The sequence below is a fragment of the Arthrobacter sp. R3-55 genome (genome assembly GCF_054161505.1).
Genome location: NZ_CP096423.1, coordinates 3,270,270 through 3,289,339, shown reverse-complemented (window position 1 = coordinate 3,289,339; position 19,070 = coordinate 3,270,270). Strand labels below are relative to the sequence as shown.

The 19,070-nt window shown below is 63.7% G+C and carries 13 protein-coding genes; 3 read left to right on the top strand and 10 right to left on the bottom strand.

The features are described from left to right. Nucleotides 1-173 precede the first annotated feature (173 nt). Nucleotides 174-536, top strand: coding sequence for a nitrite reductase small subunit NirD (nirD, locus tag M1D51_RS15095; RefSeq protein ID WP_172322625.1), 363 nt, complete (start codon nucleotides 174-176; stop codon nucleotides 534-536). A gap of 5 nt (nucleotides 537-541) precedes the next feature. Here nirD and M1D51_RS15090 read toward each other — a convergent pair whose 3' ends face one another. From M1D51_RS15090 to M1D51_RS15075, 4 genes are all read right to left on the bottom strand, one after another. After that, nucleotides 542-2,287: a phospho-sugar mutase gene (locus tag M1D51_RS15090; protein WP_172322624.1), complete on the bottom strand. Its 1,746-nt coding sequence runs from the start codon at nucleotides 2,285-2,287 to the stop codon at nucleotides 542-544. A 102-nt stretch (nucleotides 2,288-2,389) separates the two neighbouring features. Further along, on the bottom strand, nucleotides 2,390-4,024 hold the full coding sequence (locus M1D51_RS15085) for a glycoside hydrolase family 32 protein (protein ID WP_458107059.1): 1,635 nt from the start codon (nucleotides 4,022-4,024) through the stop codon (nucleotides 2,390-2,392). Nucleotides 4,025-4,117: 93 nt separating this feature from the next. Continuing rightward, nucleotides 4,118-5,716 (bottom strand): glycoside hydrolase family 68 protein, encoded by a 1,599-nt coding sequence (locus M1D51_RS15080; protein ID WP_458107058.1) that lies wholly within the window; start codon nucleotides 5,714-5,716, stop codon nucleotides 4,118-4,120. A 467-nt stretch (nucleotides 5,717-6,183) separates the two neighbouring features. Next, nucleotides 6,184-6,984 carry a purine-nucleoside phosphorylase gene (locus tag M1D51_RS15075; protein ID WP_458107057.1) on the bottom strand — a complete coding sequence of 267 codons (801 nt, stop codon included), beginning with the start codon at nucleotides 6,982-6,984 and terminating at the stop codon, nucleotides 6,184-6,186. 122 nt (nucleotides 6,985-7,106) lie between these two features. Here M1D51_RS15075 and M1D51_RS15070 point away from each other — a divergent pair, with 122 nt between their 5' ends. Next, entirely contained in the window at nucleotides 7,107-8,516 is a 1,410-nt protein-coding gene (locus M1D51_RS15070; protein WP_172322620.1) for an NAD(P)H-quinone dehydrogenase, read from the top strand. 108 nt (nucleotides 8,517-8,624) lie between these two features. On the opposite strand, the gene M1D51_RS15065 is transcribed toward M1D51_RS15070, so the two are convergent. The 4 genes from M1D51_RS15065 to M1D51_RS15050 form a co-directional block, all read right to left on the bottom strand. Further along, entirely contained in the window at nucleotides 8,625-9,350 is a 726-nt protein-coding gene (locus M1D51_RS15065; protein WP_458107056.1) for an MBL fold metallo-hydrolase, read from the bottom strand. 135 nt (nucleotides 9,351-9,485) lie between these two features. Next, nucleotides 9,486-11,048 (bottom strand): FAD-dependent oxidoreductase, encoded by a 1,563-nt coding sequence (locus tag M1D51_RS15060; RefSeq protein ID WP_458107055.1) that lies wholly within the window; start codon nucleotides 11,046-11,048, stop codon nucleotides 9,486-9,488. After that, nucleotides 11,045-13,267, bottom strand: coding sequence for a molybdopterin oxidoreductase family protein (locus M1D51_RS15055; protein WP_458107054.1), 2,223 nt, complete (start codon nucleotides 13,265-13,267; stop codon nucleotides 11,045-11,047). Before M1D51_RS15055 ends, M1D51_RS15060 begins: the two co-directional genes overlap by 4 nt. Further along, nucleotides 13,268-14,680, bottom strand: coding sequence for an MFS transporter (locus tag M1D51_RS15050; RefSeq protein WP_458107053.1), 1,413 nt, complete (start codon nucleotides 14,678-14,680; stop codon nucleotides 13,268-13,270). A gap of 294 nt (nucleotides 14,681-14,974) precedes the next feature. Between M1D51_RS15050 and M1D51_RS15045 the strand changes: the two genes are divergently transcribed. Then, nucleotides 14,975-16,384, top strand: coding sequence for an MFS transporter (locus M1D51_RS15045; protein ID WP_458107052.1), 1,410 nt, complete (start codon nucleotides 14,975-14,977; stop codon nucleotides 16,382-16,384). 78 nt (nucleotides 16,385-16,462) lie between these two features. Here the strand turns inward: M1D51_RS15045 and M1D51_RS15040 are convergent, their stop codons facing one another. Together M1D51_RS15040 and M1D51_RS15035 are read right to left on the bottom strand one after the other, a co-directional pair. After that, nucleotides 16,463-18,334, bottom strand: a complete 1,872-nt coding sequence (locus M1D51_RS15040; RefSeq protein ID WP_458107051.1) for an acetyl/propionyl/methylcrotonyl-CoA carboxylase subunit alpha — start codon at nucleotides 18,332-18,334, stop codon at nucleotides 16,463-16,465. Nucleotides 18,335-18,394: 60 nt separating this feature from the next. Continuing rightward, nucleotides 18,395-19,066, bottom strand: a complete 672-nt coding sequence (locus tag M1D51_RS15035; protein WP_172325660.1) for a Maf family protein — start codon at nucleotides 19,064-19,066, stop codon at nucleotides 18,395-18,397. Nucleotides 19,067-19,070: the final 4 nt, after the last annotated feature.

The window sequence follows — 19,070 nt, the reverse complement described above, 5'->3', positions numbered from 1 at the left end:
TGCATCACGAACGCATTTCAGGTGGCGTGAGGTCTCTTTTACGCATTGGACACAAACCGGGACACCTGATGAAACACCCGGGTCCTAGCGTGGAGGAGTGGCCGCAAGCGTGGCCCGGTCCGGGGGAGTGACGGTGAAAATGCCAGCACCCGGACACTGTGAGAGGGGCTGAAATGACCGTAATTCTGGACCGTGCCGAAGACCTGACCAGCACCGCCACTTGGCACCGCGTTTGCCCGGTGGACGAACTCGAACTTGCCTGGGGCGAGGCCGCACTGATTGCCGGCCGCCAGGTTGCACTGTTCCGCACCGCGCCCACCGAAGTCTTTGCCGTGGATCAGCAGGATCCGGCCACACTGGCCAACGTCATGGCCCGTGGAATCATCGGATCCCGCGGAAGCCGGCCGACCATCGCATCGCCGCTGCACAAAGAGGTCTACGACCTCGAAACCGGGGAGTGCTTCACCAACCCCGAACTCGCCCTCGATGTGTTCGCCAGCCGTTTGGTGGATGGCTTCATCGAAGTTGAGCTCTAACCCGCCTAGAGACCCAACGCTTCGCGGACGTCCCTGAGCACATCGTCCAGGGAGGTCCGCGCTGCTTGGCGTGCGGCAGGCAGTTCCGCCGCCGATTCCACAGCCTGGATGACTTCCAGGTAACACTTGAGCTTGGGTTCGGTGCCACTGGGCCGGATGATGACGCGGCTTTGGTCCCGGGTCAGGTACAGCAGGCCGTCCGTGGGCGGCAATGCTTCGCTTCCCTCTGCAAGATCGGTGAAGACCTCGACGGCGGAGCCTCCGAAGGCTTCAGGCGGATTGACGCGCAGGCGGTTCATCATGGCATCCAGGAGCCCGAGGTCTGCCACACGGATGCTCAACTGATCACTGGCGTGCAGGCCGTGCACCAAGTAGAGGTCGTCCAGGGTGTCAAAGATCGTCTTGCCCTCAGCCTTGGCAGTTGCTGCCAGTTCCGCGATCAGTACCGCCGCTGAGATGCCGTCTTTGTCCCGCACCAGCTCAGGCGCAACGCAGTACCCCAAGGCTTCCTCGTACCCGTAGGTGAGGCCGGGAACCCGTGAGATCCATTTGAAGCCCGTGAGCGTTTCTTCGTGGGCGTATCCTGCGGCAGCGGCGATCCGGGACAGAAGACGCGAAGAAACGATCGAGTTGGCGAAGACGCCCTCTCTGGCTTCCTCGCCTTCGCGGGCTGCCAGGCGTGCCACGATGTGTGCACCCAACAGGGCGCCCACTTCATCGCCCCGAAGCATCCGCCAGCTTCCTGTAACGGGGTCCAACGCGGCCACCGCAGCCCGGTCGGCGTCGGGGTCGTTGGCCAAAACGATGTCTGCGCCTGCATCTGCGGCAGCTGCGAGCGCCAGGTCCAGCGCACCGGGCTCCTCAGGGTTGGGAAAAGCAACAGTGGGGAAGTCCGGATCGGGTTCGGCCTGTTCGGCCACGAGCGTGACATCACTGAATCCGGCTGTGTTCAGGACGGAGACAGCTGTTTCACCGCCGACGCCGTGCATGGGTGTGAGGATGATTTTGAGATCCCGGGCCGGGAAGTGTTCCTGATCCACCAGCCCGGCCATGGCGGTTTGGTAGTCCGCGGCGATGGCCACTGGCAGTACGGTCCAGCCGCCGTCTGCCAGTTCGATGGTGTCCAGGGCACCCACGGCGTCGATTTTCGCCGCAATCTGTGCGTCGTACGGTGCCACGATCTGGGAGCCGCGTCCGCTCTCGGAGACAGCGTGCCGTCCGAGGTAGACCTTGTATCCGTTGTCCTGCGGCGGGTTGTGGCTGGCTGTGACCATCACGCCGCCGTCGCAGTCCAGGTTCCTGACCGCGTAGGCGAGCAACGGCGTCGGAAGTGCTGAGGGCATCAGGAACGTCTCAATGCCTGCGGCGGTGAAGATCGCGGCAGTTTCCTGGGCGAAGATGTCCGAGTTGTAGCGGGCATCAAAGCCGACGACGGCGCGCGGCCGGGTCCCCGGGGCCGCCGCGGCTACCGTCTCGGTGAGGAAAGCCGCCAGGCCTGCTGCTGCCCGGCGGACCACCACGCGGTTCATGCGGTTTGGGCCTGGCCCGAGTGCTGCACGGAGTCCGGCTGTGCCGAATTGCAGTGTGCCTTTGAAGCTGTCGCCCAGTTCCTGGGCTGCTCCTGCGTCACCGCCCGCGGCGAGCCCGGCCAGCTCGGTCAGAGCGGCCGACGTAGCCGGGTCCGGGTCTTGGGAAGCCCACTGGCGGGCGTCGGTGAGCAGCTGGTCAAAGGCGGCATCGCTGGATGTCATAGGGTCAAAACTATCCTCATTGACACCCTCTCGGGCAACGAGGAGCGAGATCCCACCCCTAAGAGCGGTTGTAAAGGGTGGGATCCCGCCCCTCAGCGGGTGCTAAAGGGTGCGGGAAGTAACAAGGAAGTCCGTGTCGCCGTCCACGCTGAAAGCCGACGACCCCGTGTTGTCCCAGTCGGGGAAGAAGGTATCTGAAAGAACGGCGCTTCCATCTGCAGTGAAGACTTCCACCGAGGACGAGTCCAACAGGATCGTGAGATGGACTTTGCTGTTGGCCGAATTGTTGGCCGAAGGCAGGGTCACTTCATGGAATGGACTGAACTTTTCGGAGAAGTTGCTGGTGCCCGCCTGAGACCGATCCACCCTGACGGTACGCGTTTCCTTGTTGTAGGAGACGCACAGGCCGTCCTCGGAGCCGGCGGATGATTGGCGGAGGAGAAGGCCTGCTTCACGCGCATTCTTCAGGTTCATCTCCAGCTCGATCAGCTGCGAGCGGGCACTGAAGTCCCCGCCCAGCTCCTTGGCGGAGGAACCGACGGTGAGGTTTTTGCTCTTAACTTCACCGGAACGTTCCAGTGTTTCCCGCGCCACGCCCGCTATGGCGGATCGGAGCTCAAGCCGCTTCCGGGCCCGGACCAAGGTGAGTTCGCGGGGAATAGCCATGGATCCCCGCCACGGCGTGGTGGGAACATCCTGCGCGTAGTCCCAGTTGCCCATCCACCCCAGAAGGACTGGTTTGTCTCCAGGAGCGCCGGTGATGGAGTTCGCGGCGTAGTAATCAGCTCCATGATCCAGCCACTGGGACTCGTGGAGCGGCGCGTCGGGAGCTGCCGCGTTTTCAGCCGTGAAGCGCGTCCCATCGAATTCACCCACGAAGTACTGCATGCCGGAGCCGCCTGCGATACCGCCGGGGTTGATGCTGAGGAGCATGACCCATTTCCTGGCTGTGGAGTCCTCCACGTCCATTTGCACAAGCTCAGGTACTTCCCAGAGGCCTCTTTGGGCGCCCACGCCGGAGAAGTCACTGAGGTATTCCCAGCGCAGGAGGTCCGTGGACTTGAACAACTTGACCACCTGGGCATCAGCCACCACGGTGGTCATCACCCAGTAGCGGCCAGGCTCGTACCAAGTGATCTTGGGATCGCGGAAGTTGTTGTTGGTGGGGGCAAGGTTCAGGACGGGGTTGGCCTTGTACTTCTGCCACGTGGTCCCGTTATCGAGGCTGAACGCCACCGACTGCGCCTGGGCACCTTGAGGCAGCGCCCCGTTCTTGCCGTAGGCGCTGGTGTAAAGGGCCACCATGGGCGGGTTCTCCGCCGAGCCAAGGCCGGAGGCGTTGAACTTGTCCACCACGATGCAGCCGGAGAAGATCTCTTCTTCCGCGCTGGCTTCCAAGGCAACGGGCTGCTGTTCCCAATGCACCAGATCCTTGCTGGTGGAGTGGCCCCAGGACATGTTGCCCCACGAGTTGCCCCGCGGGTTGTACTGGTAGAACGCATGGTAGGTGCCGTCGTGGTAGACGAGGCCGTTGGGATCGTTCAGCCAGTTTTTCTCAGCCGTCAGATGCCCAACGGGCCGCCATGGGTCCGAAGGGGACGGGCGGTGACCGCCCGGGCCGGGGGCCGGCGTCGGGCTTTCTGCTTGCGTGCAGGACGCGGCGGAAAACGCGACCACGACGGCGGCACTTGCGGCCAGCAGGTGGCGGCGGGACAGGTGGGGGCTGGGGAAAGTCATAGGGGGAGATCCTGGGGTTGGGGGTGGCAGGGGTGACGGTCCTTGTGGGTCCGGCACCCCTGCCGTGGCCTGTTGGCCGGGTGGTGTTTCGGTCTACTTGTAGAGACCTTCGCCGCCAACGCGGACGTTGGTGGGAAGGTAACCGAACGGACCGAGGCCGTTCTTGCCGAAGCTGCGGTCAACCTGTGTGACGCCGCCCTTGAAGTTCATCTTCACGGTGGGGGACAGGGAGCCGCCGCGGACGCCGTCAACGTTGTCGATGAAGGACTGGACCAGGCCGCCCGGCTGAACGTAGTGCGAGTAGGCCTGGAACTGACGGCCGTTCTGGCGCGGGTCCGGACCTTCCGGTGCGTTGGCCGGCATGTTCAAGTCCGTGGGGGAACCCAAGGCCAGGCCGCTGTTGTTGACCGGCTGGTAGTCGGAACGGACGCCGTTGCCGACGAAACCGTACACTCCGTCAGGGCCGCGCATTCCATCGGCATACGTGAACTGGTGGCTGATGGTGAACAGGTAGTACTTGTTCTTGCCGTTCTCGTTCTGGATGTAGATCTGCGGACGTTCTGTCTGATCGTTGACGCAGTTGGCCGAGAGGATCGGCGGCAGGAAGCTCCACTTGGTGAGGTCCTTGTTGTCCGCCACCGCGAGGCCCACGTTGGCGGTCTGGTACCAGGCGCCCGTGCTGTTGACCTGTTCCACGGTCTCAACGTTGGGGTCGCCCGGGGCGTAGCCGAGGTCTTCCTGCTTGCACTTGTAGGAGCCGCGGGTGCCGCCGGTGTTGCCCTCGAAGACCATGAAGGTTTTGCCCGGGTGGGCCGGGTCCGCGAACGTGTACGGGTCACGGAATGCGAAGCCTGGGTTCTGGGCTTTGTTCTGGTACAGCTTTCCGTCCGGCTCCAGCAGTTTGGTGTGCTGGAAGCCATCGAATGTCACGCCGTCCTTGGTGGCGTGGATGTTGCCCAGGGCTTTGGCGATTGCAGCGTCCGGAGCGATTCCGCCCCCGCCCGCATTCCGCTCGGCCACATCGTAGAACGTGGTGGCCGTGTAGAAGACGTTGATCTTGTTGCCCTGCATGAGGCGTGTGGACCCGGACCATTCCGTGTTGCCGATGGACGTGTTGTCCAGGAACAAGTGTCCGCCGTAGTTCCACTTGTCCTTGGCGGGATCAGCGTTGGTCTTGCGGAAGAAGTAGCCGATCCTGGCGTTCCAGTGGCGCTGGTCGAAACCATAGCCTGCATGCCGATCGGCAACCAGGGAGAAGATGACGTCCCAGCCCTTGTAGCTGATCTGGTTGGCGTTTTCGTCTGTCAGGGACCAGGTGTCCCAAACCCAGACGTCATCGTTCATGGCCGGGAAGTCCTTGGGGATTTCCGGCATGGTGACGTTGGGGCTCATGGAGTTCTCACCGGGAGCGACGTTGGGGTTGCTCTGGGCCATGATCTGTTTGGCGTCGGCACGCGTCCACTTGGACGTGAAGTCCGCAGCGGGATCATAGGCCTGTTGCGTGTGTTTGGTGGGCAGTGGGAAACCGGGCGTGGGTGCCGGCATGGTGCTCGACGGCGGATCGGCCGGCAGGTTCGCTTGTGCGGCCGGCGTCACCAGCAGGATGCTGCCGGCAACGCCGGCCGAGACTGCGAGGGCTACTGCCTGTCGCAGCCGGCGGCGCGGCCGGTGGAGGGTTGAGTGCGTGTTCATGCTTGCTCTTCTCGCGGAGTGTTGGACTTCGTGGAGTGGGGCGCATGCCCTGACCCCTGTTGGGGTTCTCGACTCAGGCGTCCATCGATCCGCTGGTGGCGTCTTCGAGGGACGCCATCGTTTCGAGGTGCGGGGGAGCCTTGAAGCTCTCCGCCGCGGTGGCTCCGGCACGTCGACTTACCGGGGCACTCTCCACGCTAGACACGTGTTAGGCCGGAGAGCAAAGGGCGTTTCAGGGCGCAGTGCCGGTTACTCGCCAGTACTTGCGCAAGCGCTTACATTGGCAACGTGCGCGCGTGGCATTGATGGCGGGCTCGGGTCAAATGTTTCGCCACAAATCAGATTTATCCTGAGAATTTGCTGTGCGTTTACTTCTCCGCCGGAATTGTTAGCGCACACCTTTAAGAACACGCACGTTAAACAACGAAGCGGGGCCACCGTTGATGGTGACCCCGCAGTGCTGCTGATTAAAGCTTGGCGATGATCTCCGCCAGAAGCTTGGAGATCCGCTTTCCTGCCGCCTGTCCGGCTTCAAGGACCTCCGCGTGACTCAAAGGAACCGGGCTGATGCCGGCGGCGAGGTTGGTGACCAGGGAGATGCCGAATACTTCCATCCCGGCGTGGCGGCCGGCGATCGCTTCCAGTGCCGTTGACATCCCCACGAAGTCTGCCCCGATCCGCTTGGCGTACTGGACTTCTGCCGGTGTTTCGTAGTGCGGTCCGGTGAACTGTGCGTACACGCCATCCTGCAGGGAGGGATCTACTTCACGGGCGAGATCGCGGATGCGGGAAGAGTAGAGGTCTGTGAGATCAACGAATGTTGCGCCCTCAAGCGGTGAGGTTGCGGTGAGGTTGATGTGGTCGCTGATCAGCACTGGGGTTCCCGGTGTCCAGTCCTCGTTGAGTCCACCGCATCCGTTGGTAAGGACCAGCGTCTTGCAGCCTGCAGCGGCGGCGGTACGGACGCCGTGGACTACGGAGCGCACGCCGCGGCCTTCGTAGTAGTGCGTCCTGGCACCGAGGACCAGGGCCCTCTTGCCTTCCTTGGTGAGGACGGAGCGGATGGTGCCCACATGGCCCACCACCGCTGGTTTATGGAAACCGGGGACTTCTGATGCGTTCAATGTGGCGGTGGTTTCGCCAATCAGATCGGCGGCTTCGGCCCATCCGGAACCAAGCACCAGGGCTACGTCATGAGACTCGACGCCGGTCTCCGCGGCAATGAAGTCTGCGGCGGCTTTCGCGGCCTCAAAGGGGTCTGTGTTCATCAGCTCAGTGTTACTCACTGGTACAAGCTACCTTGCGGCCACAGGAGTTTGGTAGGGACCCGCGCGCCGGTGAGGGTCGGCTGGGTGGCAGCCGGAGCCGCAATGAGCGAGAATTGAGGATTGTGACCACCCAAGTTGACTTCAGTGCCCCCCGTATCGCGATCCTGGGAGGTGGTCCCGGCGGATATGAAGCTGCCATGGTGGCTGCCTCGCTCGGCGCCCACGTCACCATCGTTGAGCGCGCAGGTCTCGGCGGCTCAGCTGTGCTGACCGACGTCGTGCCTTCCAAGACCCTCATTGCCACCGCCGACCTCATGACCCGCGTCGGTGAGGCGGATGAGCTGGGAGTGAAGTTCGACGGCGACGGCACGGCCTCAAAGCCCCGTGCAGACCTCAAACACATCAACGACCGCGTGCTGAACCTGGCCCATGGACAGTCCGAGGACATCCGTGCAGGCCTGGAACGCCTGGGCGTGGAGATCGTCATTGGTTCCGGAAAACTGCTGGACAACAACACCATCGAGGTCCTGACCCTCGAAGGCACCCGCACCATTGATGCCGACGCCATCCTGCTGGCCGTCGGCGCACACCCCCGTGAGCTTCCCACCGCCAAGCCCGACGGCGAACGCATCCTCAACTGGGCCCAGATCTACAACCTGGATGAGCTTCCCGAGGAACTGATCGTTGTGGGTTCGGGCGTCACCGGCGCCGAATTCGCCTCGGCCTACAACGGTTTGGGCTCCAAGGTCACCCTGATCTCCAGCCGTGACCAGGTCCTCCCCGGCGAGGACACGGATGCGGCCAAGCTGCTGGAAGGCGTCTTCGAGCGTCGCGGCGTCAACGTCCTCTCCAAGTCCCGCGCCAACGCGGTGGAACGGACGGACGACGGCGTCAAGGTCACCTTGGGTGACGGATCGATCGTGACAGGTACCCACTGCCTGGTGTGTGTTGGTTCCATCCCCAACACAGCCGGCGTGGGCCTTGAAGAAGCCGGCGTGACCCTGACGGAATCCGGTCACATCAAGGTGGACGGTGTTTCGCGCACCACAGCCCCCAACATCTACGCTGCCGGCGACTGCACGGGTGTCTTCGCCTTGGCATCCGTCGCAGCCATGCAGGGCCGCATCGCGATTGCGCACTTCATGGGCGACGGCGTCAAGCCGCTGAAGCTCAACCAGGTTGCGTCCAATATTTTCACCTCCCCGGAGATTGCTTCCGTGGGTGTGTCCGAAGCCGATCTTGCCTCGGGTAAGTATCAGGGCGATGTTGTAATGCTGTCCCTGCTCAGCAATGCCCGCGCCAAGATGCGCAACACCAAGGATGGGTTCGTCAAGATCATCGCCCGCAAGGGTTCCGGCACCGTGATCGGTGGCGTAGTGGTAGGTCCGAACGCGTCGGAGCTCATCTTCCCGATCTCGGTCGCGGTAACGCAGAAGCTCCACGTTGATGACGTGGCCAGCGCCTTCACCGTGTACCCATCGTTGACCGGATCCATCTCGGAAGCTGCGCGGCGACTGCACGTGCACATGTAACTGCCAGCCAAAGCGGACGCCCGTTTCGGGGCTTCGCTGCGCATCATGCCGTTCGAACGGCACCCTGCGCAGCGGGCCATCGAAACGGGGTGTTCCTGCTCTGTAGTCTTACAGCGCGGCGATGGCCTCGGCCAAGGTCAGGTGCAGGGCAGGGCCATGGCCGGGCAGGATCACGTTGGCTTGGACAGTCCTCAGGGAGCGTGCCGCAGCCAGGGCCGTTGTGGCGTTCGAGTGGTACATCCTGTGCAACATCTGTGGACCGGGCTTCGTGCTGATGGGATGCCCGCTGACGAAAGTATCGCCCACTGCAACGGCGCCGGCATCCGGCAGCAAGAGAGCCACGTTGCCCGGGGTGTGCCCGGGCAACAGGATGGCCTCCGGCTTTCCGGGCAGGCTCCGAAGTTCCTCAGCCGTCCAGGCCTCGGCACGCGTGGCTGGTTCTGCCTGAAGCGCTTTGGCTTTGATGACGTGGAGCATCCATCGGAAAACCCGGGGACGCCAAGCACGAACCAGAACCTGGCCGAACGTGACCTGATGCTTCTCCTTGCCCTGTAGGTGGGCGAGTTCCTCCGGGGAGCACAGAACAGGTGTGCCGAAAGTCCGTGAGAAGTACGCAGCGGACCCTGTATGGTCCACGTGCCCGTGCGTGATGAGCATGGCCTTGGCATCGGCAGGATCCAAGCCCAGCTCACGGATGGACTCGAGGACCACGTCACGGTCGGCGGGGTAACCGCCGTCAATCAGCAAGAATCCGGAAGTGTCCCGCACGATCAGCCAATTGGACGCAGGACCCTCGACGAAAAACACGCCTGGTGCCTGCTCGGATACGTTCACTCGGGCATTCTAGGCGGGGAAGAGGCGGGGGGAACGCGAGCACGCCGGAAACCTGCGAGACCACTCGATCCGTGACGGCGATTTCGCAGGCTTTCAGCGAATTCGTGGCCCTGGCGGCGGGCTGGTCAAGCGCGCTCAGGCAACTGCCGCCTGGAAATGCTTTTCAATGATTCCCTTGATGTCCTCATGGCATCCTCCGCACCCTGTCCCGGCGCGGGTGGCCTTGGAGACCTCGCCCACGGTACTGCAGCCTTCCAGTACGGACTCCGAAATGCCGGCCGCACTCACCCCGGCGCAGCGGCACACAGTCCGCTGGGGGTCGTTGCTGGTGGCTCCGGATTCAAGCTGGTCAGGTCCATCCAAGCGGAGCAGCAGGGACCGGTCGGCGGGCAGTTCCGAGGCGCGCTCAAAGAGCACCACCAACTCGGCGGCGGTCCGGGGCATGCCCACGGCCACCAACCCTTCGAGCACTCCACCGCGGGTGGTCATCTTGACGTACCGGCCGTGCTCGGGGTCGGCCCACTGGGAGATCTGCCGACGGGGACGCCCGGACGCTGCACCGGCTTCCAGCAACTCCTCATCCCACGGATCCGCCTGGTTATCGCCTGCCACGGCAAGGTTGATGCCGCGTGCTTTCAGGACAATCACGCCGGGCTTCTCCGTGGGCAAGGCTTCGACGGCGTCTGCCGCTTCCTGGCCATCACGCGCCAGCACCACGAGGTACTCGGCCAACCACTCGGCCTGGCGCCAGCCCGGTCCCACCAATCCGGAAGGTCCGCCGGCAGTTCTGCAATCAACACACGCAGCGTCGGGGCAGCGCACTTCAGCGCAGTCGCCGATCGCGAACATGTGGGGCTCGTGATAGGTCCGGAGGTGGTGGTCCACCAGTATTCCCGTGGCGGTAGGAAGTCCGCATCCATCCGCCAACTCGATCCGGGGGCGCACACCACAGGACAACACCAGGAGGTCGCCGTCGATCGCTGAACCGTCGTCCAGCAGCAAAGCGGAGAAGCTTCCACCGGGTCCGGCTGTCTCCACGCCGGTGGACCGTGCGTTACCTGCCATCCGGACACCGCCGGCTCGCAGGCTGTTGGTGAGGACTGTTCCACTGCCGCGGTCGATGCTCCTCCCGAGCGGGAAGGGCCCGTTGTGAACCACCGTTGTTTGGGCACCTTCTTCAGAGGCAGCCAACGCGGTTTCCAGCCCGAGCACGCCGCCGCCCAGGACCACCACGCGCTTACCTTCGGCCACGGCGGAACGAAGCACGGCAGCATCCCGCAGATCACGCAGGGCAGTAACGCCGGGGGGAAGTACAGGGTGGGCAGGATCGGGATTGAGTCCGGTGAGGTTCGGAATCACAGGACGGGATCCTGTGGCGAACACCAAGCGGTCATAGTGCTCGGAGTTGCCATCGGACAGCACTACGTTCTGGCGGGCCCGGTCGATCCTCTTGACCTTGACGCCCAACCGCACTTCCACGCCGTCGGCTTCCAGATCAGAGGCATCAGCCATGGCCAAAGCCTCGGCCGTGGTACGGCCGACGCCCAGTTCGGCCACCATTACCCGGTTATATGCTGCCTCCGGTTCCTGGCCCACCACCAGGAGCTGCACCAGCCCGGAGCGGACGGCAGGAAGCAACTCGTCCACGAGCCGCGAGGCCACCGGCCCGAATCCAACAACAACAATGCGCTCACTCATGAGGCCTCCTTGGCGTGTACCGGCAAGCCGGCCATGGCTGGACTGCTTGTGGGAATGGCCGGTGAAGCTTGCGTGGCCGCTGCCTTCCGGACCCACACCCGGCTGGTCTTGAACTCCGGCATGCCGGAAATGGGATCCGTTGCCGCCTCCGTGAGGCGGTTGGCATTCTCTTGGCCGGGGAAGTGGAACGGCAGGAAGACGGTGTCCGGGCGGACCGTGGTGCTGAGCTCGGCACGGCAGAGCACCTCGCCGCGCTCGTTCGTCACAGTGGCGTAGTCGCCGTCGGCAATGCTCCGCGAAGCAGCTGTCCCCGGGTGAATAAGGAGTCGCGCCTGTGGCTGTGAGGCCAAGAGCTCGCTCACGCGCCGGGTTTGGGCACCGGACTGGTAATGCTCCAGGAGCCTGCCTGTTGCCAACGCCAGGGAATCGTCCGCGAACGAACGGACAGCCCGCTTGGAGGGAGTGACCGGAACCATCACAGCCCGCCGGTCGGCATGGGCAAAGCCGTCGGCGAAGAGCCGCGGCGTTCCCGTGCTGCCCGCGGGGTAGGGCCAATAAGCCGCTTCGCCACGGTCCAGCATGGCGTAATCGATGCCGGAGTAGTCAGCCAGTCCGCCGGCAGATGCCAGGCGAAGCTCTTCGAAAACGGTCTCAGGATCGTCGCTGAACGTCGAAGGAGCTTCAAGCATCCCGGCCAGCCGGGACATGAGCCACAGCTCGCTGCGGACACCCGGGGGAGGGGTCAGCGCGCGGCGGCGACGGATTACGCGTCCTTCAAGGTTGGTGAGGGTGCCTTCTTCCTCGGCCCATTGCGTCACGGGCAACACCAGGTCAGCTTCGGCAGCGGTCTCAGACATGAAGAAGTCGCAGACCACCAGGAAGTCCAGGCTGCGAAGACCCTTGATCACAGCGTTGGTGTCCGGCGCCGAGACCACCACATTGGCGCCGTGCACGAAAAGGCACCTGACGCCGTCGGGCTGTCCAAGAGACTTAAGAAGTTCGACGGCGGGCAGGCCGGGACCGGGGATGAGCGATTCGTCGACGCCCCACACTCCGGCGACGTGGGCGCGCGCGGCGGGGTCGGTGATTTTGCGGTATCCAGGGAGTTGGTCGGCTTTTTGTCCGTGTTCGCGGCCGCCTTGGCCATTGCCCTGGCCGGTGAGGGTGCCGTAGCCGCTGCGGGCGGAGCCGGGCAGGCCCAACAGGAGGCTGAGATTGATTGCAGCGGTGGCGGTATCCGTGCCGTCAACGTGCTGCTCCACGCCGCGGCCGCTGAGGATGTAGCTGCCGCCGTTGCGGGCTCCTTGGGCCAGTCGGCGTGCTGTTTCCCGGATGAGGTGGGCGGGTACACCCGTGATGGTTTGGACGCGCTCGGGCCAGAACGAGGACAGGCTGCGCACCACTGCGGCGTAACCGCTGGTGTTGGCCTCGATGTATCCGGCGTCGGCCAGGTCTTCGTGGACCACCACGTGGCTGATGCCCAAAAGGAGCGCCAAATCGGTGCCGGGCGTCGGCTGCAAGTGGAGGCCGCCGCCGTCGGACGTGAACGCTGCAGTCGCCGAACGGCGGGGGTCCACCACGATCAAGCCGCCGGCGTCACGGGCGCCCTGCAGGTGCTGGACGAAAGGAGGCATGGTCTCGGCAACGTTGGAACCGAGCATGAGGATCACGGACGCGGTGTCCAGGTCCGTGACGGGGAAGGGGAGCCCGCGGTCTACGCCGAAGGCGCGGTTACCGGCGGCTGCGGCGGAGGACATGCAGAACCGGCCGTTGTAATCGATGCGGGAGGTGCGCAGGGCCAGCCGGGCGAATTTGCCCAGCAGGTAGGCCTTCTCATTGGTGAGGCCGCCGCCGCCGAAAACTCCCACGGCGTCATTCCCGTACTGCTGTTGGGTTTCCTTGACTGCTGCCGTGATGAGCATGAGGGCCTGGTCCCAGGAGATCGGCTGGTGGACCCCGTCCGATCCTTTAAGCATGGGCTCTGTGACGCGCCCGTTGTGATGCAACAACGACGCCGATGTCCAGCCCTTGCGGCACAGCCCGCCCCGGTTGGTGGGGAAGTCGCGCCCGGAAACTTCCAGGGGCACCTCGGGCTTGGCCGGTTCTGCGGCGGGTTTGGCCGCTGCCGCTGTCCCTTGCACTGCCGAAGCAGCCGGGGTCAGCGTCATGGCGCACTGGAGCGCGCAGTAGGGGCAGTGGGTATCGGCGCCGTTGGGCATCTAGATGTGTCCGATCGTGTTGCGCTTCTGGGCTGGCCGGATGTAGCAGACCCAGCAGACTATGAGCATCAGGACGTAGGCTCCCACGAATCCGTAGAACGCCGGAGTGTAAGAACCGCTGGCCGAGTTTGAGGCGTTGAGAACCTGCGGGATGACGAACCCGCCGTAGGCACCGATTGCGGAGATCAAGCCCAGCGAGGAAGAAGCGAGCCGGGCTGTGGTGGCACTGGGGGCTCCTGCGCGGGCGGCCCGGCTGGAGGTTGCGAAGATGACCGGGATCATTCGGTACGTTGCACCGTTTCCGAACCCGCTGGCCAGGAAGAGCAGCAGGAACAAGGTGAGGAAGAGCCAGAAGTTTTTCAGCGGCAGCGTCCAGATCATGGTCAGCGTGATGACGGCCATGGAGGCGAAGGAGGCAATGGTCATGCGTGCGCCTCCCATGCGATCGGCCATGCGTCCGCCGTAGGGGCGGGCCAGGGAACCGACCAACGGGCCGAGGAAGGCCAGGGAAAGTGCCACCGCTCCGACGTGGATGGAGGAGAAGTCCGGGAAGTAGTCCTTGATCAGCTTGGGAAAGACGCCTGCGAAGCCGATGAACGAACCGAACGTGCCGATGTACAGGAACGCCATGATCCACAGGTGCGGTTCCTTCAGGGCGGCCAGTGAACCGGCCACATCACCCTTGGCGCTGGTGAGGTTGTTCATGTACTTGTAGGCGCCGAAGGCAGCGATGATGATCAGCGGGATCCAGATGATGCCTGCCATGGGCAGGTTGACGGTCCCGGCGGCCAGCAGGGTGATGGCGATGGGGACGACGAGCTGCGCGACGGCGGCACCGAGGTTGCCGCCGGCAGCGTTCAGGCCCAGGGCCCAACCCTTTTCGCGGGCAGGGTAGAAGAAGGTGATGTTGGCCATCGAGCTGGCGAAGTTGCCGCCACCGAAGCCGGCGAGGGCGGCCATGAGGAGCATGATGCCGAAGGGCGTCTCCGGGTTGGAGACACAGATGGCAAGGCCTGTGGTGGGGATCAGCAGGAGAAGTGCGGAGACGATGGTCCAGTTCCGGCCACCGAACTTGGGAACCATGAAGGTATAGGGGATGCGGAGCGTTGCGCCTACGAGGCTGGGGATGGAGATGAGCCAGAAGATCTGGTTGGTGTCGAACCTGAACCCGGCGGCGGGGAGTTGGACCACCACGATGGACCACAACTGCCAGACGACGAATCCGAGGAATTCGGCGAAGATGGACCAGTAGAGATTGCGCTTGGCGATGGACCGGCCTTCGGCTTCCCACTGGCCCTTGTCCTCGGCATCCCAGTTGGCAATCCAGCGGCCGGGGCGGTGTTCAAGGGCGGGGGCGGCGGTGGCAGTGGACTGGACAGGGGCCAGTTCATCTGCGGAGCGATCAACAGTCACGGAGTGCCTCCTTGGTGGGGGACGTTGTTCTTCCAAGGTAGGTTTCGCGCATTTCGTGAACGGGCGCCGTTTGTAAACGGCCTGTGACATTTCCCTATCGGCGGGGTCACCGGCGCGTGAGGCCGTGGTGAGGTAATGTGGCGCGGACCACACTGTGGGATTTTTCCACCCGTCCGCATGCTGGACTTGGTTGTCCAGTCAATGGACGGCGGGAACTATTATTGAACTCTCGAATAATCCATCGCCGGGTAGGCTCCTGGGGTACCGGCCGGCGTGAAAGAAAGCTGCAAATACATGTCTTCCACCGCACCATCCAAGGAAGGCGAGTCCACTAAGCCAGTGAACTCGCGGGGCAAGGTGATCTTCGCGAGCCTGATCGGCACGACGATCGAGTTCTACGACTTCTACGCCTATGCCACCGCGTCGGTACTCGTCTTCCCGAAGCTCTTCTTCCCGGACGCCACTGACATCAACGCGCTGCTGAGTGCGTTCGCCATCTTCGGTGTGGCCTTCTTCGCGCGACCCATCGGCGCTGTGGTCTTTGGCCACTTTGGTGACAAGATAGGCCGCAAGGGCACCCTGGTTGCTTCTCTGTTGACCATGGGTATCGCCACGTTCCTCATTGGCCTTCTGCCCACGGCCTCCATGGCCGGATGGGCCATCCTGGCCCCGATCATGCTGGTCATTCTTCGCTTCTTCCAGGGCCTGGCCCTGGGTGGAGAATGGTCAGGCGCTGCGTTGCTCGCCACGGAGAACGCGCCCGAAGGCAAACGCGCCATCTACGGAACATTCCCGCAGCTGGGTGCGCCCATCGGCTTCATCATCGCCAACGTGATCTTCATCTGGATGAACGTCTCCCTCAGCGCAGAAGAATTCCTTGCCTGGGGTTGGAGGGTTCCGTTCCTCCTCAGCGCGGTCCTTGTGATCGTGGGCCTCTACGTTCGCCTGAAATTGGTGGAGAGCGCATCCTTCACCAAGGTGATCGAGCAGGACAAGGTGCAGAAGATGCCCCTCGCAGCCACGCTCAAGAGCCACTGGCGCCCCGTTGTGGCTGGTACGTTCATCATGTTCGCCACGTACGTGCTGTTCTACATCATGACCACCTTCACCCTGTCCTACGGCACTAAGCCCACGCTGGCCGGCGCCCAGGCAGCAGCGGAGAAGGCCGGCAAGCCCATGACGGCCGATCAGATCGCCGCGTTCGTCCCCGGCCTCGGAATTACCCGCTCCGACTTCCTCTGGATGCTGATCATCGGTGTCGTCTTCTTCGGTATCTTCACGGTGGTCTCCGGGCCGCTCGCAGAGAAGTGGGGCCGGCGAAAGTTCCTGCTGGGCGTCACCGCCGGAATCTTCGTCTTCGGTGCGCTGTGGTTCACCATGTTCGGCCCCGGCCAGGCAGCTGCCATGGTTGGCCTCATTGTGGGCTTCACCCTGATGGGCCTGACTTTCGGACCCATGGCGGCGATCCTTCCCGAGCTGTTCCCGGCCAACGTCCGGTACACGGGATCGGCAGTGGCATACAACCTGTCCTCGATGATCGGTGCGGCCCCTGCCTCGTTCGTGGCCATTGCACTCTGGTCCGCAGCGAACGGCAGCACCTGGCTGGTAGGCGCGTACATGGCCGCCGCAGCTGTGGTCACCTTCGTGGCGCTTTGGCTCACACGCGAGACCAAGGACACGGACTACGAGAACAACGTCTCCTAGGACGTATTGCAATACCCCTTAACGACGGCGGCTCCGCACCAGTGGTGCGGAGCCGCCGTCGTGTTCGGGTACTTTGCCTTAGTCCTCGATGGTGGCAATGACCGCACCTGCGGCGACCGTCTCGCCGGCAACGGCGGCGAGGCCACGAACGGTACCTGCCTTGTGGGCGGTCAGCGGCTGTTCCATTTTCATGGCTTCCAGAACCACGATCAGGTCGCCCTCAGCCACTACGTCGCCTTCAGCAGCTGCCACCTTGACTATGGTGCCCTGCATGGGGGACGTCAATGCGTCTCCGCCCGCAGCGGCAGCCGTGGCGCCGGCTGAACGCGAACGCTTTTTGGACTTGCCGGACTTGGTGCCTGAACCGCTGGAAATTGCTGCGGCGCCACCACCCAGTCCGGAGGGCAGAACCACTTCGAGCCGCTTGCCGCCAACCTCGACGACCACGCGCTGGCGCTCACCGGCGTCGGGCGTTTCAGCGCCGGCGACGTTGGCAGACCATGCAGGGATGCTGTTGACGAACTCGGTCTCGATCCAGCGGGTGTGGACCTTAAACGGGCCCTCAGCCGGGGCGAAGGCGGGATCGGTGACCACTGCGAGGTCGAACGGGATAACCGTGGGGATACCCTCAACCACCATCTCTTCAAGGGCGCGGCGTGAACGCTGGAGGGCTTGCTCGCGGGTGGCGCCAGTGATGATCAGCTTGGAAAGCATGGAGTCGAAGTTGCCGCTGATGACATCTCCCTGCTCCACGCCGGAATCGATCCGGACGCCAGGGCCGGTGGGGTTCTTCAGCGTCGTGATGGTCCCGGGGGCAGGCATGAAGTTGCGGCCCGGATCCTCGCCGGTGATGCGGAATTCGAAGGAGTGGCCTCGGACCTCGGGGTCCTCGTAGCCGAGCGCTTCGCCACGGGCAATGCGGAACTGTTCCCGGACGAGGTCGATTCCGGTGACTTCCTCGGAGACGCAGTGCTCCACCTGGAGGCGGGTGTTGACCTCGAGGAAGGAAATGGTGCCGTCCTGGCCCACCAAGAACTCGCACGTGCCGGCGCCGAGGTAATTGGCTTCTTTCAAGATGGCCTTGGAGGACTCGTAAAGCCGCTTGTTCTGCTCTTCGCTCAGGTACGGAGCAGGGGCTTCCTCCACGAGCTTCTGGTTGCGGCGCTGGAGCGAGCAGTCGCGGGTCGAAACCACCACGACGTTACCGAAAGCATCGGCCAGGCACTGTGTCTCGACGTGCCGCGGAGCATCCAGGAAACGCTCGATGAAGCACTCGCCGCGGCCGAAAGCGGCGATGGCTTCACGGACCGCGGATTCGTAGAGTTCCGGGATTTCCTCCATGGTGCGGGCAACCTTGATGCCGCGCCCGCCGCCGCCGAAGGCAGCCTTTATGGCGATGGGAAGGCCGAATTCCTCGGCGAACTTCAAGATTTCGTCGGCGGACTCCACGGGGTCAGCCGTACCAGGGACCAGGGGAGCGCCCACCTTTTCGGCGATGTGGCGGGCCTGGACCTTGTCGCCAAGGGCCGAAATGGCTTCGGGTGAGGGGCCGATCCACGTGATGCCGGCATCGATGACTTTGGCTGCAAACTCGGCGTTTTCGGCCAGGAAGCCGTAGCCGGGGTGGATGCCGTCGGCGCCGGACTGCTTGGCGACGTCGATGATCTTGTCCATCACCAGGTACGACTCGGCTGCGGTGTTGCCACCTAAAGCGTAGGCTTCGTCGGCCAGACGGACGTGGAGGGCGTCACGGTCAGGATCGGCGTAGACCGCTACGGAGGCAATGCCTTCGTCCCGGGCGGCTCGGATGATGCGGACCGCGATTTCGCCGCGGTTGGCAATCAAGACCTTGGTAAGAGGGCTGGAAATGGGCTGCGCCGGGTTAGCTGACAAGTTGTTGACTCCTTCTGTCCTTGAGGAGCCTAGCGCGATTGTGAGGGTTCCGCCCATATTGATGGGGGATTCCGTGTGTGAGGCGATGTTCCTTTGTAGGGTTGCTACAAAGTGCTTCTACTGCTCGTCGTTGTCCCATAGTTCCGTGATGCCCACGTTGGCGTGGACCAGCAGATCCCGGAGGGTGGAGATGGAAAGCCCGACGACGGCGTGCGGGTCGCCGTCCACCTTGCGGATGAAGGCCCCGCCCAAGCCGTCGATCGTGAAGGAGCCGGCGCAGTGAAGGGGTTCTCCGGTGGCGATGTAGGCGTCAATATCGTGGTGGCTCATCTGTGCAAAGTGGACCTCCGCGCTGGAAACGGCTCCAACCGTGGCGCCGGTGCCTTCGGGGTTGTCAGTTTCCGATGCGTCCTCTTCCGCGTCAGCGGCGGTGTCCCGGCAGTCAACCAGCCAGTGGCCGGTGTGGAGCACTCCCTGCGATCCGCTCATCCGCAGCATCCGTTCCCGGGCAACCTCCGCGGTGTAGGGCTTGCCGTGGGACTCGCCGTCGAACTCGAATACCGAATCGCAGCCTATTACCAAAGCACCTTCAGCTTCGGGGAGGGACGCCACAGCCTCGGCCTTGGCACGGGCCAGCAATAGCGCGGTGTCGTGGGCGTCGGTGACGCCGTACTTGGCCTGGACAGCATCCTCGTCAACGTCCGAGACCAGGACGTCATGCCTGATTCCGGCCTCCGTGAGCAGCTTGGTGCGGGCGGGGGACTGGGAGGCAAGGATCAATCGGGTCACGGTC